24 protein-coding genes are annotated in these 24,522 nt (G+C 45.4%); 18 read left to right on the top strand and 6 right to left on the bottom strand.

Features of this window, described 5'->3' with window-relative positions:
• Positions 1-4: 4 nt before the first annotated feature.
• The 3 genes from ACLWBB_RS02655 to ACLWBB_RS02665 are packed head-to-tail and all read right to left on the bottom strand — an operon-like array spanning position 5 to position 1,912.
• Positions 5-1,054, bottom strand: a complete 1,050-nt coding sequence (locus ACLWBB_RS02655) for an AI-2E family transporter (protein ID WP_413290007.1) — start codon at positions 1,052-1,054, stop codon at positions 5-7.
• Positions 1,051-1,497 carry a YkgJ family cysteine cluster protein gene (locus tag ACLWBB_RS02660; protein ID WP_413290008.1) on the bottom strand — a complete coding sequence of 149 codons (447 nt, stop codon included), beginning with the start codon at positions 1,495-1,497 and terminating at the stop codon, positions 1,051-1,053. The genes ACLWBB_RS02655 and ACLWBB_RS02660 overlap by 4 nt, the downstream gene beginning before the upstream one ends.
• Positions 1,487-1,912, bottom strand: a complete 426-nt coding sequence (locus ACLWBB_RS02665) for an acyl-CoA thioesterase (protein WP_413290009.1) — start codon at positions 1,910-1,912, stop codon at positions 1,487-1,489. The genes ACLWBB_RS02660 and ACLWBB_RS02665 overlap by 11 nt, the downstream gene beginning before the upstream one ends.
• A 101-nt stretch (positions 1,913-2,013) precedes the next feature.
• Here ACLWBB_RS02665 and ACLWBB_RS02670 point away from each other — a divergent pair, with 101 nt between their 5' ends.
• The 4 genes from ACLWBB_RS02670 to ACLWBB_RS02685 are packed head-to-tail and all read left to right on the top strand — an operon-like array spanning position 2,014 to position 5,967.
• The gene (locus tag ACLWBB_RS02670) at positions 2,014-2,970 is read left to right on the top strand and encodes a polyprenyl synthetase family protein (RefSeq protein WP_413290010.1); all 957 of its coding nucleotides are present in this window, start codon (positions 2,014-2,016) and stop codon (positions 2,968-2,970) included.
• A complete protein-coding gene (locus ACLWBB_RS02675) occupies positions 2,967-4,052 on the top strand; it encodes a UbiA family prenyltransferase (protein WP_413290011.1) in 1,086 nt (361 codons plus the stop codon). Before ACLWBB_RS02670 ends, ACLWBB_RS02675 begins: the two co-directional genes overlap by 4 nt.
• Entirely contained in the window at positions 4,040-4,777 is a 738-nt protein-coding gene (locus tag ACLWBB_RS02680) for a class I SAM-dependent methyltransferase (protein ID WP_413290012.1), read from the top strand. The genes ACLWBB_RS02675 and ACLWBB_RS02680 overlap by 13 nt, the downstream gene beginning before the upstream one ends.
• On the top strand, positions 4,774-5,967 hold the full coding sequence (locus tag ACLWBB_RS02685) for a hypothetical protein (RefSeq protein ID WP_413290013.1): 1,194 nt from the start codon (positions 4,774-4,776) through the stop codon (positions 5,965-5,967). Before ACLWBB_RS02680 ends, ACLWBB_RS02685 begins: the two co-directional genes overlap by 4 nt.
• Here ACLWBB_RS02685 and ACLWBB_RS02690 read toward each other — a convergent pair.
• Positions 5,945-7,768 (bottom strand): diguanylate cyclase, encoded by a 1,824-nt coding sequence (locus tag ACLWBB_RS02690; protein WP_413290014.1) that lies wholly within the window; start codon positions 7,766-7,768, stop codon positions 5,945-5,947. The genes ACLWBB_RS02685 and ACLWBB_RS02690 overlap by 23 nt on opposite strands.
• A 139-nt stretch (positions 7,769-7,907) precedes the next feature.
• On the opposite strand from ACLWBB_RS02690, the gene ACLWBB_RS02695 reads away from it, so the two are divergent.
• The 5 genes from ACLWBB_RS02695 to ACLWBB_RS02715 all read left to right on the top strand — a co-directional run bounded on the left by ACLWBB_RS02695 (position 7,908) and on the right by ACLWBB_RS02715 (position 12,469).
• Positions 7,908-8,801 carry a PP2C family protein-serine/threonine phosphatase gene (locus ACLWBB_RS02695; protein WP_413290015.1) on the top strand — a complete coding sequence of 298 codons (894 nt, stop codon included), beginning with the start codon at positions 7,908-7,910 and terminating at the stop codon, positions 8,799-8,801.
• A 73-nt stretch (positions 8,802-8,874) separates the two neighbouring features.
• Complete coding sequence (locus ACLWBB_RS02700) at positions 8,875-10,014, top strand: citrate synthase (RefSeq protein WP_413290016.1); 1,140 nt, start codon at positions 8,875-8,877, stop codon at positions 10,012-10,014.
• A 99-nt stretch (positions 10,015-10,113) separates the two neighbouring features.
• On the top strand, positions 10,114-10,761 hold the full coding sequence (locus tag ACLWBB_RS02705; RefSeq protein ID WP_413290017.1) for a hypothetical protein: 648 nt from the start codon (positions 10,114-10,116) through the stop codon (positions 10,759-10,761).
• Position 10,762: 1 nt separating this feature from the next.
• On the top strand, positions 10,763-11,923 hold the full coding sequence (locus tag ACLWBB_RS02710; RefSeq protein WP_413290018.1) for a hypothetical protein: 1,161 nt from the start codon (positions 10,763-10,765) through the stop codon (positions 11,921-11,923).
• A gap of 9 nt (positions 11,924-11,932) precedes the next feature.
• Complete coding sequence (locus ACLWBB_RS02715; RefSeq protein WP_413290019.1) at positions 11,933-12,469, top strand: hypothetical protein; 537 nt, start codon at positions 11,933-11,935, stop codon at positions 12,467-12,469.
• Positions 12,470-12,566: 97 nt separating this feature from the next.
• Here the strand turns inward: ACLWBB_RS02715 and ACLWBB_RS02720 are convergent, their stop codons facing one another.
• A complete protein-coding gene (locus ACLWBB_RS02720; RefSeq protein ID WP_413290020.1) occupies positions 12,567-13,190 on the bottom strand; it encodes an outer membrane beta-barrel protein in 624 nt (207 codons plus the stop codon).
• Positions 13,191-13,343: 153 nt separating this feature from the next.
• Between ACLWBB_RS02720 and ACLWBB_RS02725 the strand changes: the two genes are divergently transcribed.
• The 4 genes from ACLWBB_RS02725 to ACLWBB_RS02740 all read left to right on the top strand — a co-directional run bounded on the left by ACLWBB_RS02725 (position 13,344) and on the right by ACLWBB_RS02740 (position 16,781).
• Positions 13,344-14,171, top strand: a complete 828-nt coding sequence (locus ACLWBB_RS02725) for a TIGR02147 family protein (RefSeq protein ID WP_413290021.1) — start codon at positions 13,344-13,346, stop codon at positions 14,169-14,171.
• A gap of 90 nt (positions 14,172-14,261) precedes the next feature.
• Positions 14,262-14,582: a hypothetical protein gene (locus tag ACLWBB_RS02730; protein WP_413290023.1), complete on the top strand. Its 321-nt coding sequence runs from the start codon at positions 14,262-14,264 to the stop codon at positions 14,580-14,582.
• 242 nt (positions 14,583-14,824) lie between these two features.
• Positions 14,825-16,381 carry a L,D-transpeptidase family protein gene (locus ACLWBB_RS02735; RefSeq protein ID WP_413290024.1) on the top strand — a complete coding sequence of 519 codons (1,557 nt, stop codon included), beginning with the start codon at positions 14,825-14,827 and terminating at the stop codon, positions 16,379-16,381.
• 10 nt (positions 16,382-16,391) lie between these two features.
• On the top strand, positions 16,392-16,781 hold the full coding sequence (locus tag ACLWBB_RS02740) for an HIT family protein (protein ID WP_413290025.1): 390 nt from the start codon (positions 16,392-16,394) through the stop codon (positions 16,779-16,781).
• A gap of 98 nt (positions 16,782-16,879) precedes the next feature.
• Here the strand turns inward: ACLWBB_RS02740 and ACLWBB_RS02745 are convergent, their stop codons facing one another.
• A complete protein-coding gene (locus ACLWBB_RS02745; protein ID WP_413290026.1) occupies positions 16,880-17,269 on the bottom strand; it encodes a VOC family protein in 390 nt (129 codons plus the stop codon).
• A 721-nt stretch (positions 17,270-17,990) separates the two neighbouring features.
• Between ACLWBB_RS02745 and ACLWBB_RS02750 the strand changes: the two genes are divergently transcribed.
• From ACLWBB_RS02750 to ACLWBB_RS02770, 5 genes are all read left to right on the top strand, one after another.
• Complete coding sequence (locus tag ACLWBB_RS02750) at positions 17,991-18,959, top strand: hypothetical protein (RefSeq protein WP_413290027.1); 969 nt, start codon at positions 17,991-17,993, stop codon at positions 18,957-18,959.
• 87 nt (positions 18,960-19,046) lie between these two features.
• On the top strand, positions 19,047-20,228 hold the full coding sequence (locus ACLWBB_RS02755; RefSeq protein ID WP_413290028.1) for a hypothetical protein: 1,182 nt from the start codon (positions 19,047-19,049) through the stop codon (positions 20,226-20,228).
• Positions 20,229-20,464: 236 nt separating this feature from the next.
• Positions 20,465-22,183, top strand: coding sequence for a chemotaxis protein CheA (locus tag ACLWBB_RS02760; RefSeq protein WP_413290029.1), 1,719 nt, complete (start codon positions 20,465-20,467; stop codon positions 22,181-22,183).
• Positions 22,180-22,944, top strand: coding sequence for a chemotaxis protein CheW (locus ACLWBB_RS02765; protein ID WP_413290030.1), 765 nt, complete (start codon positions 22,180-22,182; stop codon positions 22,942-22,944). The genes ACLWBB_RS02760 and ACLWBB_RS02765 overlap by 4 nt, the downstream gene beginning before the upstream one ends.
• On the top strand, positions 22,937-24,505 hold the full coding sequence (locus ACLWBB_RS02770; RefSeq protein ID WP_413290031.1) for a chemotaxis protein CheB: 1,569 nt from the start codon (positions 22,937-22,939) through the stop codon (positions 24,503-24,505). The genes ACLWBB_RS02765 and ACLWBB_RS02770 overlap by 8 nt, the downstream gene beginning before the upstream one ends.
• Positions 24,506-24,522 lie beyond the last annotated feature (17 nt).

Genomic DNA, 24,522 nt, shown 5'->3' on the forward strand with positions numbered 1-24,522 from the left:
TTTTTTATTTGTACAAGTCACTCGCGAAGTAGCGGCGGCTTACGTGTCTCATCAAAACAACGATGACGGCAGCAACGGGAATCGCAAGAAGCATTCCGAAAAAGCCAAAGAGCTGGCCACCAGCTAGGATCGCAAAAATAACAGCGACTGGATGCAAACCGACTTTGTTGCCAACAAGGTAAGGCACTAAAACCCAGCCTTCGACGACTTGACCGATACCGAAAACAGTCCAGACCCACACGACAGGCAACCATTCTTGAAATTGGAAAATGGCTGCGATCGTAGCGATCACGATTCCAATCGTGAAACCAAAATAAGGAATGATACTTCCTAAACCAGCGATAAGACCCACGACAAACGCAATATCAAGACCGACAACCTTAAGACCCAAAGAGTAAACGATACTCAAACAGATCATCACAAGGAATTGCCCGCGCAAGAAAGCACTCAAAACGTCGTCACACTCTTTGACCAAACCCATAACAGTGCCTTCGATTTGGCGAGGAAGAAGTGTTTGAATATGACTGACGAGTTTAGGCCAATCGAGCAACAAATAAAAAGTCAGTACGGGAATCAGTGCGAGACTCGCCAAGAAACCAACGATGTTCATTCCTGAAGCGGCGATTTTAGAAATAACCTGTCCAGCCATGCTGCCGGCTTGTTGCCACGAGCTGCCGATGAGTTCGTTGATTTCACTCATATCCAGATGTTTCAGATCAATTTGAAAAGTCTCTTGAATCCATGGCAGAGCCTGAGTGTTGAGCCAACGGACGAAATCAGGAGTTTTTGTATTCAAATAAATGATTTGGTTTTTAATTCCAGGAATCAAAATCCCAATCACTCCCAGGAAAAACAAAGTGATTACGAAAAAGACGATTGCAACAGAAAGCACGCGCGGAATTTTCCAGCCGCAAAGACGGTCCACCAAAGGACTGCCAAGATACGCCAAAAGAAAAGCCGCCAAAAAGGGCATCAAAATCGGTGCTAAAAGATAAAACAATCCGCCAACAGCCGCAATGAGCACCAAAGTCATCCACTTCTGTGAATCGGTCATTTGCCAAATCCTTTTTCGCTCTTGATTTGCTCGTTCAGAATCTTTTCGATTTCTTCGCCGCTATAGACTTTTCCTTTGCCGACTCCGGGACAGAAATCCACGACGTCTTTTTTCCAAGACTTAGCATCCATCACTTCGGGCCAGAAAGGCCATGTTCGGCATTGAGTAGGGCGACCTTCATAGATTCCGCAACGTTTGCCGTCTAAGAACGTGCAATCTGGTTTGCCTTTTTCTTCGATGAGGTGATAGACCCCGCCGGTTTTCTCGCAATATTTCTTTGTAAACTCGCCGGTGCGCATTTTCAGCACCTTGGCCATGCGTTTACGATCTTCCAAAGTCAAAAAGACGAAACCGAATTCCCCATGCGATGTACAGCACTGGCCCGAGCCCTGACATTGAAATTGGACTCCGGCTCTCCACCATTCATTACCTTTAGTTTCCATGATTTTCCTCAACATAGGGGGTCAGGCGTTTTTTCATTACTTCAGGCAGTGCCATTTTCTGCTGGGTTTTAGGATCCAAAACAGTATGGACCATATAAACCGTCGAGTGTAAGCGATCATTTTGAGTGAAGTCATATTTCATCTTGAAAGACGTGGTTCCAAGGCTGGCTACCACGGCAGTCACATCATAGGTTTGTCCCGGAACAAAAGGGGCCTTAAAATCGGCTTCGGCATGACGAATCGGGATGAGGTGGTCGTTTTTACTAAACCACTCTGCATAGCGATAGCCAGCGGACACAATAAACTCCTCAAAAGCGTCGTGAGCAAGGCTAAAAACATTCGCAAAGTACATGATTTGGGCCGGATCTGCGTCACGGAACTTAATGCGGGTTTGGGTCTTGAATTTTACGCTCATTTTTAACTTGTAAGATGAAGGACTCCTTGACAGCAAGCATATAAATTTGAAATCTTACGGGCCTTTAAACGGCCCTCATCTCGCTCAGTCAGGAGACTATTTTGCAGCGCAATGTCATAGATCTAAAAGTCTACGATTCTAAGGATTTTCCGGCCTATTTGCCAAAACTGAACTCACTTTACGATGATTTGTTCAACGGCGGTAAAGGCTTTCGCGCCAAAATGATTTGGATGATGAGTGATTCTTTGTCGCTCAATTCAAAAACCGAGCTTCTATTGGCTCAAACCATCGAGTTCATCCATAACGCCTCTCTTTTGCATGATGACTTGGTGGACCGCTCGCATCTTCGCCGTGGCAAACCAACGGCATGGTTGAAATATACGCCAGAGTACGCCGTTTTGGCCGGCGACTATTTGCTTGCGCGTGTGATGGTGAATCTTTCTAGTCACGGCAATATCAAGCTTGTTCATTACACTTCCGAAGTGATCTCGGATCTTTTGGAAGGGGAATGGTTGCAGGACTCGGTTGTCGGCGACTTCTTCGTGACCTTGGATCAACTCGATCGCATTCACAATTTGAAAACAGCGTCTTTGTTCAAGTGGTGTTTGCGCGCGCCGTTTATCGCTCTTGAGCGTTACGACGAAGAACTTCATCGCATCTTGGAAGAGATGGGCACGATTCTAGGACAGCTGTTCCAGCGCAGTGACGACTTGCTGGATTACGACGTTCGTAATTTTGAGGGCAAAGCGATTCTGGGCGATTTGAAATCCGGCTATTTGAATTCTTTCGGAGCTTTTGTTTGCGAAGGTTTAAGCCGTCAACAAATCGATCAAGTGGTACGCTCGAAAGATCTTGAGAGCTTCTACAACAGCGTCGGCGGTAAAAGTGCCTTTGATGCTAAATTGAAAGCCTTCGATGAAACGAACGAAAAATTGATTCGTTTGTACTTCCATCACATGGATCGCTTGAAAGTTTACCTGAAGCCAGGTGAAGAAAAACTTCTTACTTATTTGAATCCACTTACGGACCTTCTCTATTGGAGAAAGAAAAACTCGTGAGTGATGTAGTAACGCTCTCTAAAAGCTCTCCTGAATTTGAGTCTTATCTTTTGGGCACGTTCTCAAAAGACAAGAGAGCTTTGCCTGTGCGCACTTTGAATGCGAATTCATTGCAAGAGACCGTGACCTTTGAAATCAAACCGGTCAGCGAGATTGAACGTCCCTCTTTGCCGGTGCTTCTTTTGTACCTTCTTAAAGTCCGTGCGTTCATTCTTGTGCTTTTCCCAATGTATTTGATTTTGGTAAAGAACACGGCGGATAAAACCATCCACGATCCACTCGTGGTTGTTTTGAGTACTTTGGGTATTCTTTTTTCTTACATCGCTGTGAATCTGCGTAATGACTTCACTGATCACATGAAAGGCTTGGATCGTATCAATCCAAAAGCCGGCAGTCGCGTGATTCAGCGTGGCTGGATGACAGCAGCGCAAGTACGCTCTTGGGCGAACTTCTTTGTGTTTTTAGCTCTGGTCGCGGCTGGTATGGTGATCTTTGCCTTCCCTGTCGTAGTCGGCGTAGTCATGCTGACAGTGCTTGTAGGTGTGTGGGCGCAGTTTCTGAAAAAAGGCTCGTTCAAGTATCAACGAGGCGGAGAAATTTTTGTTTTCTTGCTTTTAGGTCCGTTGCTGACGACGGGATATCATATTTCCATCGCGGGCTCTTGGGATATGGAGTCTCTGTTTTTGGGTGTTATGTGGGGATGGCTTGTGGTCTTCCTTCAGCACATCAAAAATTTTGAATTTATTATGATTAACTCGCAAGCTGGTTTCCACAACACTGTGACCTGGCTTGGTTTTGATAAAGCCAAAACGATGTTGAAGTGGTGGTGGCTTGCTTTTCTAGGAATGTTCTTGCTGTATCATCTTCGTTACGCTGGCGATTTCTGGACATGGTTCTTGGGCTCTGTCATCGCGTTTTGTGCATTTCCTTTCTTTATCGCTATCAATCACTTGCAAAGCCCGGTGGGTTCCGACTTAGTTCGCGTTCGTCGTCGTGGTTATAATCTGGTTTTGGTGACGATCTTCCTGTGGGCACTTGAAAATATTTGGTACTGGGCTCAGTGGCAGGCATGGGGATTCTAGCCTGTCTTACTTTTCAAGAACAGGGTCTGTCTGCTAAAGCCCAAGAGCTTGCGAGCTTTTTACAAATTCCCGTGAATCCGGAAAATCCACAGAGTTTTACATTTCATTTAGAACTTACTTTTGCGGGTCTTCGCCTATTAGATTCTCAAGAGCGTGCTTTAGAAATCGATTTTCTAAAAGACCATTTGAATTATCAACGCCGTGGCTTGCGTGGAAAAAACGAGCTTTTGGCAAAGGCATTGGGCTACTCTAAGGGAGTGCGTAAAGTTCTGGATTTGTCTGCTGGGCTTGGAATCGATGCTGTCTTTATGACTCAACTTGGTTTTCAAGTGACTTCTGTTGAGAGATCTCGTTTGCTTTTCGTACTTCTTGATGAAGCTTTGAAGCGATCAGAGGAACTTCAGCCGAAGCTTCAGTTTATTTGCGCTGATAGTTTTGAATATTTACAGTCTCAGACAAGCTCTCGGGATATCGAGGCTATTTACTTTGATCCTATGTATCCACACAAAAAGAAAACCGCTTTGCCGAAGCAAGAAATGGTGGTTTTCCGTGAACTTGTTGGCAATGATGAAGATGCCAGCCGAGTTTTGGAAGAGGCATTGAAGTGGCCTGTGAGCCGCGTGGTCGTGAAACGCCCGTTGGGAGCCGAAGAACTGCTTCCTGGAGTAAGACATTCTTTCGAGGGCAAAGTTGTTCGTTACGATGTGTATATGAGGTCGTTATGATGAGTTGGTTGATTGCGGTTGTTGCAATGATTGGTGGCGCTTACGTTTTCCGATATGGAATCAGTTTAGTCTTGTCACCTCTTCAACATCAGTTTTTGAAATTGCCAGAGCCGACGTCTATTTTGAAAATGGTAACTGTCACGAAGCTTTGTGATGTGAGCCAAGGTAGTTTTTTGCAAAACCAATACAGTGCGATGGCTTTGATTAATTCGCGTAGCTTTTCTCGTCGTTATTCTATTTTGTTGTTGTGCCTTAGCGCCGCGGGTTTGTGGACGACGATGCTTGCGATGCTTTTAACTTGGCAAATGGACGGTACGATTTTCGGGATTCTGACGGGAGTTCTTGCCATTGCCTCTTACTGGTGGCGTATGGGGCGCGCCTGGGCCGCAGTAACTTTGGGACTTTATGTTCTGCTCATGGGCGGTTTTTCAGTCTTGAGATATCAAGACAGTCTATTATCTTTCCTTGGAGAAAGTGAATTTCATTTCTTGCTTGCGGATGGTCGCTTTGCTGCACAGCTTGTGTGGCTGGCAGCAGCCTTCGTATTAACTTTGGTGATTCGTGTAGAGTCATGGACGGTGTTTTTAGCACTGGCACTTTTAGGTGCGGGTTCGTTGTCGCTAAATGGTGCGATTGCCATGGTCATTGGTGAGATGCTTGCCCATGTCGCGGTTTTGATGTGGAAGTCCCGTAAGTTGAATCAAGACACTCAAAAAACAGCCAAGCTCTATGCTCTTTCCAGTATGATTGGATTGGTCATTGGCTTTGTTTTGGCTGGAGGTGTCCGAGAGGTTTTCTCTTGGGGATTTACCTTTGATACGAATCCACTCACCGAGAAGAGTCTGCAATTCTTTACGATGTATTTTGTTGTCGTAGCAGCCCAATGTGCAGCATCGATGACGTGGGGGCACTTTGCTGCTCAAAAGAAAATTGATGAAGTTCAAAAGGGTGATTACTTTTCGATTAAGTGGATATCTCGTGGACTGGTTTCGAACTCGATCGGGACTTATGTTTTAAACAAGCTTCATGAACGATTAGATCTGTTAGTGGCGCAAAAAAGGGAGTTGGATGCGAAAGAGCGTGCCCGAATTCCTCAAGCGTTTTTGCAAGAGCATGACCGAGAAGTCACGACGTTGTCTATGTGGCTGCCTCTTGCGAAAGATGCGCTTAAGCCACGGAAACTACTTTAATTCCATTTCTTCCGTTGTTTTTGACATGATAAAGAGCTTCATCGGCTTTCGCCGTGAGCTCTTCTAGTGATTTGCTAGATGTAATATCACTGGCAGCCCCAATACTGATTGTCACACGCAAATTTGCATGGATATCACTCATCGTTGTGACGGCAACACGTGTGCAAATACGATCGGCGATTTCAGCAGCCTGTTGTGGTGAGGACGCTGGAAGAATCACCAAGAACTCTTCGCCGCCAAAACGACCAATGCAGTCGCCTTTACGAAGCACCGAAGCGCAAATCTCTGCAGTTTTAGATAAAACTATATCCCCAATGGCATGACCGAAGTTGTCGTTCACTTTTTTGAAAAAGTCGATATCTAACAATAACACCGAGAATGGCAAATTGAGCTCGCGGCATTGTTTTAGCATCTCTTCGCCATAAGTAATGACGTGGCGGCGATTGGCAATTTTAGTAAGCTCATCCGTGTGGGCCAGAGTTCTCATTTTTCGTGCGACTCTGACTTGGCGAATGAGGAATACACCAACTAACGAGCATAAAGCGGCGACCAAAGCCATGACTGAAACTTGCAAAGCGCGGATGCGATTCGAGTCTTGCAGTTTTTGTTCTTTAAGCTCGTTCTCGCGGCGTAAAATCAGGTTGTCATTCTCTTTGCGAGCGATTTCAAACTTCAATTGCTGACGTAGTAGCTGTTCTTCTTTTTGTTTAAGAATATGTTCTTCCGAGTACTTTTGGAACTCAGTCAGCTTTCTATAGGCTTCTTGCCAGCGGCCTTGCTCTTTGAAGAGCAAGGTTTGTTGTTCTGCAAGGTCGGCTTTTTGCGACAAAGACACTTGAGCGCCAAAGAGGTCTTCGGTTTTTTCAAGGGCGCGAGTCGCATGAGGATAAAGCTTTAGTTGCCGATAGGCGTTTGCGATTTCTAGGTGCACTTGGGCTTGGTTTTTAACAAGGCCTTTTTCCTCGAAAACTTTGAGGGCTCTTTGCAAAAAGGCCAAGGCTTTGTCGGGCTGTTTTTTCAGGTTGTAGATGCCGCCCAGGGATTTTTCTAGCAATGCTTCGCTGGCAACGTTTTTAAGCTCTTTGTGGATTTTTAAAGACTCATGATAGGACTTCAATGCGGCGTCGATGTCTTTCAGATCTTCATAACGGCGGCCCATATTGTAGAGCACTACGGCCTCGTTGCGTTTTTTTCCGAGTTTACGATTTTGTTTTAGAACTTCTTGAAAGTACTCGATAGATTTTTTGTCTTCACCGATGCGTCCGTACAGAATGGCGATCGAATTTAAGGTAATGCGGCCTTTGTTCTCATTCCCGAGGTCGGCAAAGGACTTTTGTGCTGCCTGCAGGTGGGCAAGGGCGTCCGAATAGTGACCGAGAAAGCTTAGGAACTTTCCATAGTCCAGCAGGACCGAGGCTTCTTGTTCGAGGTTCTTATGATTTTGAGCGGAACTTAGTAGGTGTCTGTATTCAGACTCAGCCAAGTGGGAGTCATCTTTTTTCGCCAGTGCATTGGCGCGGCAAAGACGGACTTTAAAAACCTGGTCCGCTTTCATTTCTTTAGAGCGGTCCAACCATTTGTCGGCGATGGCGAGGGCTTCGCGAGGATCGTCGTTATCTAAATAGTAGTCACAACGAATTAAAGCGGCTTCGAGTGCATCGGGCAGATGAAATTTTGTTTTTTGCAGCTCCTCGACTTGGTCTAGGAGTTTCAGACTTTCTTGCGGGGATTCGCCGGCTTTTTCACGGGCTTGTTCCAGCAATTGCGATGCGGTCAGAGAGCTTTCGGCCAATGTTTGCAAATGGATCATTATGAGACATAAAAAGACGAAGAACCGCATGTGATTCTTGTCGGTTTTGTGAGGGAAATCTTTAGACTAAGGTCCTTCCCGTATATGTTTACTTAACCTCGCGAATAAAAACACATAAAATAAAACACCGATGGCTAAGGAAACAGACTCTCTTAAAGAACGCATTCAAGAACTCGAGATGGAACTCGTCGCTAAGGACAAGGAGCTCTCGAAATATCGTCAGGAATTGGCAAAAGCCAATGTTTCCCTGGAAAATCTGATTGGCCAGATCACCGAAGAAATCCGAATGGCGGGTTTGATCCAAAAAATGATGTCGCCGACACAACTGCCGAACATCAGCGGCTTTGAGTGCAGTTCGAAGTACCAACCGGGGGATCGTTTTGGCGGTGATTACTTTGATATTTTTGAGCACGAAGACAAACTGAAGTTTGGCGTCGTCGTAGCGAGTTCTTCTGGTTACACCATGTCGGCTTTATTTCTATCGGTTCTTATTAAAATCTCTTCCCAAATCGAAGCCCGCCGTGGGCTTGAGCCACATAAAATGCTAGAACTTCTGACCAAAGAGTTGGTCCCTAATATTCAGAATAGTGATAAGGCCAGCGTTTTTTATGGTGTCATTGACCGTCGTACTTATGAACTTAGCTATTCCAGCGTTGGCCGAGTGGAAGCTTGCCTACAAGTTTATGGCCAAGAGAGCTTGCAGACCTTAGAAGCTTGCGGGCCGGCCTTTTCCAGAGATTTTAACACGCAGCCGCAAAGCCTGAAGCTACAATTGAATCCGCGGGATCGCTTAGTGATCGCCACGGAAGGCTTGGTGGGGGCGCAAAATCCTCAAGGGCAAATGTGGGGAGGCGAAGGCCTCCGCGAATCCGTTCGTATGGCGCCACGTCAGGGCGTGCACGAGCTTAGAAACGAGATTATGCATCAGAACGAAAAGTTCACTGGCAGACAGAGTCCTCTCCGCGACCAGACGGTGATCGTCATGGAAGTGAAGGATCGAGTCATCAAACTTGCAAAGACGTAAATGTATGTGACTTGTTTAGTAAAGTTTTGTTAAGACTGACCTGTTTCACTTCATGGTCAGAAAGGATACTCAAATGGCAGACGTGACTATTTATGAAGGTGCCTTGGATAAAGGCTTAGAAGGCGTAGTAGCCTGCACAACGAAAGTTTCATTCATCGTTGGTGATCACCTTAATTTCCGCGGTTATACAATCGATGATTTGGCTGCGAATTCTACATTCGAAGAAGTTACTTATCTTCTTTGGAATGACAAACTTCCAAACGCTCAAGAGCTTTCAGCTTTCAGTGCTGATCTTCACAAAGAGATGGCTTTGAGTCCAGACTTCATCAAAGTTTTGAAAGGCATTCCAACCAATGTTCACCCAATGGGTTGGTTGCGTACGGCAGTTTCTTTGATGGCTCACTGGGATCAAGATGCTAACGACAACTCTCCAGAAGCTAACTTACGCAAGTCAGTTCGTTTGACTGCGAAAATGGGAACTCTTCTTTGCGCATTCGATGCAATTCGCAAAGGCAAAGAGCCTGTAGCTCCTAAAACTGATAAATCGATCGCTTGGAACATGATGTACATGTTGGGCGGTGGTGCTGAGCCTAAGACAGAACACGTAAAAGTAATGGACACTTGCTTGATCTTGCATGCTGACCATGAATTGAACTGTTCTGCGTTCGCAACTCGCGTAACGGCTTCTTCATTGTCTGATCTTCACTCTGCAATCGTTTCAGCTATCGGTGCCTTGAAAGGTCCTTTGCATGGCGGAGCGAATGAGCAAGTAATCTTGATGTTGAAAAAAATCGGCAACATGGAAAAAGCTCAGCAATTCGTTAAAGATGCTTTGGCTGCTAAAGAAAAAGTAATGGGTATCGGTCATCGCGTTTATAAAAACGGCGATCCACGTGCTCGTATCTTGCGTAGCATGTCTGACAAATTGACTAAAGACGCTGGTATGCACCACATGTACGAAATGTCGACTTTGATCGACGATACTATGTACAAAGAAAAAGGCTTGATGCCGAACGTGGATTTCTATTCTGCGACAGTTTATTACTCAATGGGTATTGCGACTGATTTGTTCACTCCAATCTTCGCGGCTTCGCGTATTTCAGGCTGGTGTGCACATGCTTTCGAACAATACGCTAACAACCGTATTTACCGTCCTCGCGGTAAGTGGGCTGGCAAAGAAGGCTTGACCTGGAAGCCAGTTGCGCAGCGCTAAGCAAGGCTGCGTCAGATCATAAGACATTATGGAGAAGGAGACTGAAAAGTCTCCTTTTTCTTTTGACCAAAAGTTGTTCTCTATTGTTCTATTTGGTCCATGAAAAATTATTTATTGTCTCTTATCTTAGGGCTTTTGGCTCCAGGCGTGTCTTTGGCGGCCATTTCTATCAACGACCCACAACAAGTCTTAGCGCAATTACAAAGTAAAATGGTGGCGGCGGATTTCGATTCTCTTTTCCGTTTAAGCGAAACCGCGCAATTCGATCGTTTCGTCGAGTCTTGCGAGATCTCTTGCTCAGACTCTTCACCTGGTGTGATCGGTGGTTGTGGCAGTATCTGTAAAAATATCGCATCTGTTTATTCGCGGACGGTTCATCAGTTGGATGCTGATAAAGCGGTCATCTATGGAGCCGAAGATGGTTACTACGAGGAAATCTCTAGAGACGACATCAAAACCTGCAATGGCAGCTTGATGGAGCGCTATCTTGCGAATTTGGATACGGTTTTAAATTTGCAGGGGACTTTAACGCTGTATAAGTTTTCGACTTTTGAATTACCTCTAGCGAAGGGAACTCCGCGTGAGCGCAAAGTAGTGGCTCACTCTGTTTGGGGTGACTTTGTACCGACCGGATATAAGAGTTCTTTTGAAGTAAAAGTATCTTTTGTGCCGACTGCTCCAGGTGTGGGACAAGTGGCGATGTTGTCAGCATCAGGCCAAGTCTATTTCCGTCTGAAGGATTTCTAAAATGATTCGTCTTCTGTGCGCACTTCTGCTTGTTTCTGGAATCAGCGCTTTTGCCGCGGACTCGAAAGATGACGGTGGCTGGGTTGGAATGGGTGGCGAGCTTTTTAAAGACGCTCGCAATCCGTGGTTTGTGAAAAACACGTCAGAAGTTCTTTACTGCATCCGTTTAGATAAAAAAGACATGAGCATTGATGAAAGCAATGTTGAAACGGCTTTCAATGATGCACTTCAGTTTTGGAAGGGCGAGTTCTCGCGTGCTTTTGGTGGCGGAGATGGCAGCTTTCAATTAGGTCAGCAAAGCTTTAAAAAAGTTTCGTGTGATGATCCACAAGTGCAACTGCGCATTCTTTTTGGTGCAAGTCTTTTGAATGCAGATGAAAAAAATTTTTTAAAAGCGCCAGAAAACTATGTGGGCGTGACCGTACGAACTGCATACGATTTGAAGCAGTTGCGTGCGAAGGGCTTTATGTTCTTCTCGAACGACTTGAATCGTAAAGATTTTGTCTCGGGCGCATGGAGCCGTCCGAAGATTTTGCGCTATGCTTTGATGCATGAACTTGGCCACGTCTTTGGGCTTCCGCATATTGGGACAGGATTAATGTCTGAAATTTTCTTGGATCAACTTATCAAAGCGGAATACATCGAAAAGTATGAAGATCTTCCGGTTGAGTCCGTGATTTCTCAGAATCCAGAGATCAATGTTTGCAGCGGAGTTTTCTCTACAACAAGAGTGTTTTTCGGTCTGCCGACGGATCATGACTGCCTTGTCTTGAAAAGCGTGGGACCTTTTGCATTCCAAGTTTTTTCGAAAAAAGACGAGAAGGCTGATCTAAATGAAATTGGTAGCATTCGTCTTGAGTTTCCGAATCCGAGTGATTATTCTGGAAGACCTGTGTCTTTCTTGCAGCTGCCTACAGAGCAAGAAGTTTTCACAGAGAAAGAAGCTGCCTTTCGTCCATTCATGATTGGACCGGTCGGAGCGGAGTTCGGTGCCTCTGGCAAGTTTATCCCAAAGAATCCGGGACCTCAAAAGTCCGTTTACGCAAAGCTTGGCCCAAGTTCCTTTTCTGTGATTGGGACTCAGCCTAATGGAAGTTTAGTTCCAGTGATTCAGTATTCGTCCCCAATTGGTTTTATTTATCTAATGCCGGCAAGGCCTTAAGGAGTATTTATGAAGAAATTTTTGATGGCGATCGTTTTGTTCGCAAGCACTTTGACAGTAGCACCTTTGGTGCATGCAGCAGACGCTGATGATTTGGCCTACTTTAAGCAATTTATTTTTGAAGAAACAATCGACGATGCAGATCCAGAAAATGTAACGACGAGCACTCGCTATTTGATGTCAGAGTGGGATGCAAAAACGAAGTTGCCAAACGGTGATGAGCTTGGAATCAATGCAAGTCTGTTGTTGTACCAAGATTTTACTTTTGATCTTGTCTACCAAGAAAGTCTTTTTAAAGCGGGCAGTCCGGGCTTTTTTCCAGGCGCTTGTAAAGCGATCAAAGGCACTTGGTCCGTTCAAGGTGGCCGTCTAGTAGTGCCGGGCTTCGGTTATTTGGAAAGAGCTCTTTGGCACGGGCAAAATGCAGCAAGCTTGACGATTACAGATGTGGTTATTTCTGATGCTGCGAAAGATTTCAAAACCACTATGAACTTTGGTTTTTCAAACATGCCTCGCGAGCAAGCCGCGAAATGTTTCGGTTTCTAAAATGGAAAATCCCCAGCCGTTTCCGGCTGGGGTTCCCAAGATTTGCGGAGATGATGACCGCAATATTTTTAACTCCACAAATCTAATTTTTCTGGCATTAAAGCGGGATGATCAAAGAAGTTCCCAAAATCAATCCAGAGCTTTTACCGGTGCCATCTTTCTCTGTCTTGATCAAGCCTTGGGCGTAGTTCAAATCAAGAGCCGCCTGAAGGTTACTGAAGACTGTCCAGCGTCCACCGAAACCCGCTGTGACTAACACGTCGTTATTGGAAATCTGGCTTTTGATATCTTCTTCTGCTGATCCACCAAAACCTTGCATTTTGAGTTTTGCTGACATTAATTGTGTAATATAAGCGCCGCCCTTAAGGAAAAGTTCAGTTCCGCCACTTGTTTTGTAGAATTGCCAGTTTGCCAGCACCGGAATTGCTATGTATCCAAGAGCTTTTTCTGCAGATACAAAAAGCATGTTTGTTTTTGCGCCAGTTTCCAAGTAGTTCAAACCTGTTTCAAGTTGCAAGCCTTCAACACCTGTAGACATATAGACGTTTGCGCCAGCAAGTGTGCCGCCGCGAGAATCCATACCGCTACCGCCGTAGTTGAAACTGTTTCCGCCAAGAACTGGTACGATCGAAATTTTTTCTGCCATCGCAGCGTTAGCTTCCATCGCTGTTACTGTTAACAATGCACATACTGTCACTAGGGTCTTAAATTGTTTTTTCATTTCATCATCTCCTTGTTTTAATACTTTCATTTCTTTTCTATGTTTCAGACGGCCGTCCTTGAAACTAAGAATGTGGCCAAAATGAATGTTTTTTGATTATCAATTCGTCTAATTTTGTTGAAAAACTTGCACTAAAAGTATAATTTCTGGACTATGGACGTGTTTGCCGAGAGCAATTACAAGGAAATCCTGAAATTACGGCTGAAAGAGCTGAAGACACGCCGTCGTTCATTGAGCTTTAAGAAGGTGGCGGACTACCTAGGAGTTCAGGCGACCTATCTTTCGAAAATTCTAAATCAAGACTCACATCATCTGGCAGAAGACGACCTGTATTCAACCTGCAGGCTTCTGGAGTTTCTGGGTGAAGAAACAGATTACATTCTGCTTTTGCGGACGCATGCCGTATGCACGCGGGCCGAGAGAAAGAAAGAACTTGCTGCCAAGATTGATCGCTTAAAAAACGAAAGAAAACTAAACGCAGATTCGCAACAACTGCAGTCGTCAGCAATAACAAATCAGATGGAGTACTTGTTCACGCCACATCTTTTGATTTTTCACGTGGCTTTAATGAGCGACACTCTAAGAAAAGATCCAAGGGGCATCGGCGCGCGTCTTGGCCTTAAAGTTCCCGAGGTGCGAGAGCTTCTAAAAAAACTAGAGCGTATGGAGCTTGTAAAACTGGATCCGGAAGATGCCTTTGAGATTTTAGAAGTAGAAAAATGGCGTACCCATTTCCACAAAGATCATCCGTTGATGAGAGTAGGGCAGAATCTGCTCAGGCAGGTAGCGCAAACACGTTTACAAACAACGCCTGAATCCGAAAAACACAGTATGAACTTTACTTTCACCATGGACGCCAACGGTTTCGACGACCTGAAAAAAGAATTTCAGGTTTTCCTGAAAAAGGCTGAGGAGATTTCACGAAAATCTCGACACTCAGAGGTTTATCAGCTGAATTTTGACCTCTTCCGTTGGGTTTAACGGACGTGATGATTTCTATTTCAAATGGCACTTTGACATCAATCTAGCATTCTTTAATTTGGAACATAGGACCTGTGCTTGGAGGTATCTATGTGGACCATCCTTAAGATCTTTGCGATCTCACTTTTGACGGCGGGAATTGTCTACGCAGAACTGCAAACACAACTTCCCAATACAATAAGAGCTGGATCCTCTGGATCCGCGGGCACTACTCAACAGGGGCCTCCTTACGATACTGGAATCCGCGGACCTAACAGCGCCATGGGACTTCCTGATACCAGCGCTGTTGATAAAGAAAGTGCCGGCGCGATCACTACCAAAAAACCTGTAGGCACAATTCGCTTGGGAGTAGAAACAGACATGACGACAACTCCTACACCCAGTCCTACAAATTTGCAGAAAGCTTTTTAGCTAGATCATCTTCACTCTGCACATATTTCCTTCCGTGTTCTTCGACAGCACATTGTGTGTTCCCTTGGTATTTCGCGATAGTGGTTTCAAATTGACCTCAATGTCTGGGGACTTCTGGTGTTGTTTTGGGAACAGTGGTTTTGATTCTGAAGAAATCTTCACCTATCTCTCCGGATGTCTTCTAAATAAATCTTAACGTAGCGATTTGCCGTTTGAAGAATAGTAGTCGGGAGAGTGGCACTATGAAACAACTCAGACTATTTTTGGTGGCGGTTTTTTTTGTACATCTTTTCAGTGCTTGGGCGTGGGCATTTGAACTTGTGGATATAGATCCACTTGCGACTAAGGAGGAGAAGGCATATCTCGCGGCCGTGGATGTCTTCCCTATAGAAGCTATTCGCAGTGTTGCTGCAACCATGACAGAGCATGGTCTGAATCCTCGCAAATATTGGTCCGAAGATATGGAGAGTCGCTACCAAAAAGGCGGTGACTCTCGTTTGAAGGCACGTGCCAATAAAAACTTTCTGCTCCTTCTAAAGGACATCTCGATAGGCGCGGTTGATCCTGCCCTTCTTCCTAAGGACATTAAAATAGAGCGTAAAAAGTTTTACTCACCAAAACAGCTGCAGGCATTGATTGTTTCGACGGGACAAAATGCAAGTGTCCTTGTGAATAGTTTGGCGCCACAGAGTCCGCCATATATAGCGTTGAAATCGATGTTTCAGAAAGTCAGTTCTGCCTGTCAGAATAATACTTGGGTGGTGTTGAAACGTTCTAAGAAGCCGTTGAAGCTTGGTGTTCAAGATCCCAATATTATTAACGTCAAAAATCATCTGCGCTTTTTGGGATATTCTATTCCAAACCAGGACGACATTTTCGATGCAGACACAGAGAAAGCTGTGAATGATATCGAATGGAATATGCACATGAAGCCCGATGGTATCATTCATCCATCAGGTCAGGTGTGGAAGTTTCTGATGACCTCTTGCAAGGATCGTGTTCAGCAGCTGCAGGCTGATATGGAAAAAATGCGATGGTTTCCTCAACAATTTGGGGATCGCTACATCTTTATTAATCTAGCCATGACCTATTTTGTGTTGGTCGATAAAACTCAAAACCCTCCTTATGTGACAAGCTTTAGAACCATCAATGGCAGATCCGAACGTAAATCGCCAACGATGAAAGATAAAATTGTCGAGGTGATTCTGAATCCTTTCTGGGTTGTGCCTCCGACAATTTTCATCGAGGACAAAGTTGAAGAGATTAAAGCTTTGCCGCAATGGCAAATTCGTTACTACTTTGAGTCCCGTAACTATGAAATTTGGAATCACGATTGGACACAGAAAGTAGATCCCGAAAGCATTAATTGGTGGGCGATCACGCCGGGTACGGATGCTGAGATCTATATTCGGCAGAAACCTCACTATTGGAATGCTTTAGGAGTTGTAAAGTTCGAGCTGACAAATTCATTCTCGATCTATCTACATGATACCAATCAACGTGAACTTTTTTACGAGGCACAACGCTTGTTAAGCTCGGGTTGCATTCGTCTGGAAAAGCCAATGGACTTGGCTGAGTACTTATTGAAAGGCACAGAATGGGACCGTGCAAAAATCGAAGCGACGGTCGCGAAGCCGGGTGAAGTCATGAAAGATGATACGCCGATCAAATTAAAGAATCCTATTCCGGTCTACACGGTGTTCCTGACTTCGTTCTTGGGCAACGATGGAATTCTTCGGTTCACGGATGATTCTTATGGCCAAAACCGCAATATTTTGAAAAACTTGATAGCACTTTAAGGAGAGGTGCATGGCTTCCGTATTTACAAAAATCATCCAGGGCGAATTGCCTTGTTACAAAATTTATGAAGACGCAGAAATTCTGTCCTTCTTAGCTATTGATCAAGTGAATTTGGGTCACACGTTGGTGATCTGTAAAGAAGAGATCAATCATTGGACTGAAGTTCCACCTGAAACTTATGCACGTCTTCATCAAGTGTCGCAAAAAATTGGTAAGGCGATTTTGAAAGCATCCGGCAGTCCGCGAGTAGGACAGATCGTAGCCGGCTTTGAAGTGCCTCATTATCATTTGCACTTAATCCCAGCTTGGTCGATTCCAGATTTGGATTTCAAAAGAGCTCAACGCCGCTCGGACGAAGAGATGAAGAAGATTCAAGCGGAAATCATTCGTCATTTGTAGCTTAAAGAGACCCTATTTGAACCAAGAGTATAAGTAAAAACGCACTGATTTTTCGATGTCAGTGCTTTTTATTGAGATTGTGGATAAGTTATTAGTGGTTAACGACTATAAGTCGAAACTTCTATTAAATTGCAATCTGGATCACGAAAATAGACTGACTCAATAGGCCCAATGGCTCCCGTTCTCATAATAGGTCCATCTTCAATTGTAATTCCGCACAATTTAAGGTGCTCAACAACCGATTGAATTGAAGACTCGGTGATAATGCAGATATCTAGCGAGCCAGGCATAGGTACTTTCGCCTTTGGCTCAAACTCACGGCCCTTCTGATGGAGATTAAATTTAGATTTTCCAAATGAGAGTGCGCGGCGCCCTTGGCCGAAAGTTTCAGCTTTCATGCCTAAGACTTTTTCATAAAAAATAACTGTGCTTTCGATATTTTCTACTGTCAGTACTACATGATCTATTCTGTCGATTGTTATTCCCATGCCACGAGGCTAAACCCAATATGTACCTGCGATCAATATTCAAATGGTTTACGGCCACATGGACATCGCAAAAGCACTGACTTCATGACGAGCAATGTGACAGGAAGCCGGGCCTACTTAGATTCAAGAATTCAGTTTATTATGGCTATATTCACACTGACTAGAAATCTCAACGACCGAAGTTTGTGTCTCAGAATGAGAGAACGAGATTCTAAAACCTAAGCTAGGAAATCCTGCGAGTCATTTGAGCCATACGGAATTTTTTATTCGCGCGTTTCTATCTACTCGTATTTATTTCGTTTGCTTCACTCTTAAAATGACACTCGAAAGACTGGACCTCTTTTTCCGAATTTTCCATGGCGGTGAATATCGCAAAAAGGTAATATGGATGAAAGCCTCTCTGGAGGTTGGGAAGGAGGTGGTGCTATGGTTCTATCATGTGACATAACCAAGGCGGAGGTGACGACTTCTTAGTCGTCTAGACTTCGCCAGAATTTCCGGCGGACGGCTGAGCACCGAAAGGATCCAAGCCGTCCCGCCTCTTGATTTCACTCCCTTCGCAAAAAAATCTCTTCCAAAAAAATCGTGCTAGTAAATTTCTGATCGAGAGAACGTGCCTTTTCTGAGGAGCAGCAGTTAGTGCTGCAGAAATGCAGCAGTTTGCGTCCACTGTGGTCATTTATAATTGCACTCGTTCAGCAGCTGACGTGAACATCATTTCATGATGAGTAGAAAAACATTATTTGTCTTATCTATTGGTTGCGGAATCACTCTCACTTCTTTCTTCGCAAGCTCACAAACAACACCTTTTGCTTTTTTTAAAAAACCACCTAATGCACCTGTTGTATCTACGATCGTGACTTCAAATGCGTCGTGGCCTGTGCCTGCCAATTGGAATAACTCCAATAACAAAGTTGAATGTATCGGCGGCGGTGCTGGCGGTGCTGCTGGACAGGGGACAGGGACCTTCAATGGCGGTGGCGGTGGTGGCGGTGGTGCTTATACTTACGTCACGAATATGACACTCACTCCAGGCGGAACTGCGGCGGTGGTGATTGGTTCCGGTGGAGGTTCAGGAACTAACGGGGGCGACACGACATTCAATGGTGGCGCAACACTCACTGCTAAAGGCGGTTCTACCGGCACTCCTGCTGGTGCATCCGGTGCCGGAGGAAGTGCGGCATCATCAATTCCTTCAGCGAATGCTTTTAGTGGTGGTAATGGCGGAGCTGGTGGCGGCTCCGGCGGTGGGGTCTCTGCTGCGGGCGGTGGCGGTGGTGCTGCCGGACAAGACAGCGCCGGCGGTAATGGTGGAGCTGGTTCCTCAAGTTCCAATGGCTCTGGCGGTGGTGGCGGAGGTGGAAACTGTTCTACTTGCGTCGGTGGCGATGGTACGACCACTACGGGAGGAGCTGGAGCAACCGCTGGGAATAATGGTGGTGCCGGTGGTAAAGGCGCCAATCAGTGGACTACTAATAATGCTGCAGGATCTGCTGGAACAAACTTTTCTGCCTCTGTCGGTAGCGGCGGCGGAGGCGGTGGCGCCGCAGGCGGTATGAGTGGAGTGCCTGGGGATCCAGGTGGAAACTACGGTGCCGGTGGCGGCGGAGGCGGTGGTTTCAATGGGAGTCCCGGCCTTGGTGGAAGCGGAATCAAAGGCGCTTGCCGCGTAACCTACACACCGCCATAGAACACATCTCATTTCGAGGCAGATTGTTTTTATTTAGTTCTCCCTCGGAGAATGGCGGTAAAATAGTCAAGAGCACGTGGGGGAAGAATGGCTGACAGTCGTCGCAAAATCGGAACGGTGGTTTTACAAATCACAGCAGCTTCGATTTTAATTTTGGTATTTCAGAACTGCGGTTCATCTTCAAATTTTTCTGATGTGCAAAACACGAATCTATCATCGGGAGCAACTCCTACTCCGGCACCAATAGATCCTACGATTCCAACTCGTTGTGCGAATGCGCTTCCTGCGTCGGCGCAATTGGCGGATGTTTCTCGTCCAACGACTGTTGTGGGTAGTGGAACCGCGGCAAGTTGTACCTTTGCTGCGCTGAAAGCCGCAGTCACTGCGGGCGGAGTCATTACATTTAACTGTGGCGCAAATCCTGTCACAATCCCCGTCACGGCGACACTGAACTTGCCGATAAATATTAACACCGTGATTGATGGTGGTAGTCGTGTAACGCTTGACGGACAAAGCGCCGTTCAGATTTTGCGATTTAATTCCAGCAACTTTATGGTGAACACGGTCAGAGTGACTTTGCAGAACCTCACGGTGATTAATGGAAAAACGACTCCGGTCGCAAAGATTCCAACGGCACCAGCTCCGTGCTCGCAAGGTTATGATGATGGTGAGGGTGGTGCCCTCTTTATGCGTGATGGAAATCTAACCATCATTAACAGTACATTCTCAAACAACCAAGCGGCACTACTTGGTCCTGATACTGGTGGCGGTGCGATTTACGTTTTGGGAAGCAAGTCTGGAATCGTCATCGCAAATAGTAAATTTGCAAATAACAAAGCTAGTAACGGTGGTGCGGTAGCAGGCCTTTTCGCGCAACTTGAGATTTACAACAGCTTGTTTCAAAACAACACGGCGACCGGCAATGGTGCAAACTACAACGATGCTTCGAAATGTTCTGTCGTGCACAATGGACAAAACCAAGCAGGATCCGGTGGTAACGGCGGAGCTATTTACCAAGATGGCGGAAGATCCACGAATGTCATTTTGTGCGGCGACTACGTCGTGAACAACAAGGCTGGCGCGAGTGCAAATGGCGGTGGTGTGTTCATGACGAGCAATGATTTTACTGGCTCGATCACAGTGCAAGATTCCATCGTGACGGGAAATACTGGCGGCTACTGGACGACGGCGACAGGGCCGCATCTTGGAACTGCTTTTGGCGTGAATGCAAAAACATCCACTGTGATAAATTCGACTTTGCAGAAGTAAGGACAGAGCTCAGACTGGGTAACATAATGCCTTCTTAGTCAGCTAGACCTTCGTCCATCATCATATTTGACCATGTATCTCGCCTCTTGATTTCACTCACTTCCCATAAATTCTTGTCGAACGAACGTCCTCTTCTGGGCCGCAGTTAAATCACAATTAATCTTTACAGCATAAAGATAAGCCCTAGTAATTCCGATAATTTATCAAATAGTTTATTGTCGCGCGCGCAAGGGTTTATGTCAGATTCAGAGAACAAAAAATCATCAGCCATCATTGAACTCGATTTCGATTTCAGTGAGGTTCAAAATGTCTCGGAAGCTTTTTTTAAAGAGTCTGAAGAGATCTTATCTGATTTGGATGAGCATATCCTGCGTCTTGAGAATCAAGCACACGACGAAATCCTGCTGCAATCTCTTTTCCGCAAAGTTCATACATTGAAAGGCAGTGTCGGCGCTGTCCCTGGTGGTCAGTTATTCGGCTCTCTTTCCCATGAGTTCGAGACTTTGTTAGATCGTCTGCGCAAACAAAAGATTCAACCAAATACTGAGTGTATCGAGATCTTTTTGCACAGCTCTCGTTTATTGAAAATTCTTGCAGAGAGCCTGCGCACGCACCGAGAGATTTATCCCGAAGAACTCAGTGAGGCGATTGAACTCATATCTCGTTATGGCAGTTTCCAACTGACTGCTTCCATAGAAGAGACTCCTCGTAGAGTTTTGCATAGTGAAGCTCATGACGAAGACAAAAAGCAAAATAAAGACGGCATTTGGCTTTCTAAGGAGCAAATGTCCTCTTTGATGGAGCTTTCGAGTGAATTCATTATTCTTAAGAACTCCGTTCAAACTTTAACGTCTTCTAAAGAAACTCTTTCGATGCAGAAGATGCTGGAAAAGCAAAACAGCCTTTCTCAATCTTTGAATGCATTGTCAGATCAGTTCCAAAATATTTTGGATAAAGCGCAAAAGACGCCACTCAAGGAAGCCTTCTCGGGATTGTCTCCGCTTATTCGTCAAGCGGCCTATGAACTTAAAAAAGAAGTTCAAGTTATCGAAGAGGGTTGGGAACTTGAAGTAGATAAGGCTTTGGCGCAAGATCTGTATAAATCTTTGATCCACATGGTACGAAATGCTTTAGATCACGGGATCGAAAAGCCCGAGGATCGAACTCAAGCCGGAAAATCCGCACAAGGCACTCTAAAAATCCATGTCGAAGAAAAAAGTTCCGTAATTCACTGTGAAATCTCGGATGACGGTCGCGGTCTTGATAAGGATCGTATTCTGCAACGAGCTTTGGAAAAGGGCCTGACGAACAGTCTTGAGGCTAGTCAGCTCAGCGAAGAAAAAATATTTGCATTTATTTTTCATCCTGGTTTTTCGACCAAAGAAAAAATCACGACAATGTCGGGTCGCGGAGTCGGGATGGATGTCGTGCAGAATATGGTCACGAGCTATGGTGGAAGTATTGATATCCAATCAACCCCAGGGCAAGGTGCCCGTATTCAGCTAAATATTCCTGTTCCTAAAAATCTTCTAATTGAGCGTTGCTTGTTAGGCGAGTGGCAAGAATTCGCATTCGCCTTTCCGTTGTCTCAAGTTTCACATATCAGCTCTTGCGACGAACTTCAGGTTACAGAAGTCGACCAAATGCGTTTTTGTCAGTTTGAAAATCGCACAGTTCCGTTGCTGACGGTGGAAGAAGTTTACAAATTTAGAACGTCGCTTGCTTTGGAAAAAGTAAAAACCATGTCGGTTGTTTTCCTAAAATTCGAAAATTTCACTTTGGGGATGCTGGTCGACAAAATTCAGCATCAAGCTGATTTGGTCATCAAGTCTTTTGGTACCCTGATTAAGAAAGTTCCAGGTTTTAAAGGCAATTCCGTACTGACGGAAGAGCAAGTTGCTTATGTCGTTGATGTGCAAGAACTGCAAAGTCTTTTGCAGAAGGAGGCTTCATGAGTGCTCTGAAGCTCGACGACTTTGCTCAAGAGATGCGAGACCACTACATTGCTACCACCGTAGAGTCTTTAGCTCGATTTGTTTCGATGGGAAGTTTCGCGGCTGATGTAAAAGCGGCCTTAGCGGAATGGTGCTCAGAAGCGCGATCAAATGAGATGACTCATTTTGCCGGACTTCTGGAAAGCCTTAAAACTCCGATCGAGTCTGGAGCTTTAAGTAGTGAAGATGTTCCAGGCCCGCTGTCAAAGTTGCTTCAAGAATATTTAGAGATTCTTAAAACCCAAGAAGACTCTGCGGAGTATGCTGCGAAATATTCAGAAGCTCTGAAGAGAGTCTTAGGTGATGGAGCTCAACTGTACCTTCAGTGTGTCAGTGGCGAGCATCACTTCGTAGTTCCGGTAAAACATGTCATCGAAATTGTCGGAAATAAGAAGGTTTATCCTCTACCACTACAACAATCTGGTGTGCGTGGGCTTATGAGCTTCCGTGGGCAAGGAATTCCGGTCATCAATTTGAATGACTTTGGTTTTGAAAACAAAAAAGATAAAAATGAAAAAACATATTTCGTCGTCTGTGACTTTGAATCCTCGTTCTTTGCTTTGGAAGTCCATAGAACAGACGATGTCGTAGAGTTCGAAGCCTCTCAATTTCAAAGCTGTTCAGAGTCTGACCTGTTGTCTCCAGTTGTCGACCAGTTCGTGATTCGAGATCAAAAATCTCTGATGCTTTTAGATATCAAGAAACTGGTAAAACATGAATAAGCACTATCTATTCCCCGGAAAACTAGCAGCGTTCAAAGAAGAAACATTGATTTCGACTCTGCTGGGATCTTGTGTTGCGGTAGCTTTGCACGATCCAGTTGCTAAAGTCGGTGGACTGAATCATTACCTTTTGGCAGAGCCCGGAGCGCATGACGTTCCAAATCCTCGCTACGGTTCTGCTGCAATAGAAATGCTTATCGAGGAAATGCTTCGCTTAGGAGCTTCGCTGGATAGAATCCAAGCCAAAGTTTACGGCGGTGGAAACGTGATCGCAGTTTCGGTTGTTGGTGAAAGCATCGGGCAAAGAAATATCGAAGTTGCCGAGCGCCTATTGCAAAAACATGGCATCCGCATTCTCGAAAGAAATGTCGGCGGAGAGTCCGGCCGTACTTTGAAAGTAAATACTCATACGTTTGAAGTTATCCACAGCTTTAGTAACGAAGAGGCGGCGGGTTCAGCATCAGTTGATGTCTCGGGCTTTAAACCACTTCAGGTTGCAAAAACAGTCAAAGTCCTTATTGTCGATGACTCTGCAACGGTCAGAACTTTGTTTACGAATATTTTCCAGAAGAGCGGTTTGGAAGTTGTCGGCGCAGCGGCGGATCCATATCAGGCACGCGAGATGATTGCTGCCAAAAAGCCAGATGTGCTGACACTGGATATCGAGATGCCCCGTATGAGTGGCGTGATGTTTTTAGAAAAGCTTATGAAGTTTCAACCGACTCCAGTGGTGATGGTATCTTCGTTGGGAAGCACCGGGGAAGCGGCAATGAAGTCGCTCGAGCTCGGCGCCGTCGAATTTGTTCATAAGCCTTCACAATTCGATCCTCAGGTACTAAAAGACCTAGCGACAACACTTGTCGAAAAAGTTCGGGCAGCGGCGTCTGTGAATGTTTTAAAGAAAATCAAAGAACGCCCAGCTGTCGTACCGACGGTCGAGATGAATGTCTCAGCAGCCGGTAAGGCCCGTAAGAAAACCCAAGAACTTAAAGTGGTGGTGCTTGGCGGAAATGCAGGCAGCGCTCCTGGGTTAGAAAAGATTTTATGTTCTTTAGCGGTGGACACTCCGCCGGTGGTCGTTTCGTGCAGTATAGTCACGAACTTCCTGGAAAGCTTCTGTCAGAAGCTGAAGGGGAAAACCAAAGTGAATTTGGCTGTGGGTAAAGATGGGGACTTCATGCGTATGGGCAGCGTCTACCTGATCCCTGCGGGTCACCACGGCAAAATAGTTGCAGGTGCCAACGGTCCTCAGCTCAAGCTTGAAAAAGGGATTCCGGTCGCATCGCAATTGCCTTCGTCCAATGTTCTTTTCCAATCTGCTGTTCAAGCCTACGGTGGGGGCGTTTACGCCATCCTTCTAGCAGGTTATGGCACAGATGGGGTGGACGGTCTTAGTGCTATTCAAAATAAAGGTGGCATGACGGTTGTTCAGCACCCGGAAGACGCACAATTCCCTTATGGCCCGCAAAAGGCTATTGAGGTGGGTGTGGCAGAGCAAATCCTGGTGGCAGACGAAATCGCCAAACATCTAATGCAATACCGCAACCAATCCGTTTTCTAAGGGCAGCCAATAGTTGC

This window comes from Bdellovibrio sp. HCB337, from assembly GCF_047302465.1.
Classification (GTDB): domain Bacteria; phylum Bdellovibrionota; class Bdellovibrionia; order Bdellovibrionales; family Bdellovibrionaceae; genus JACMRP01.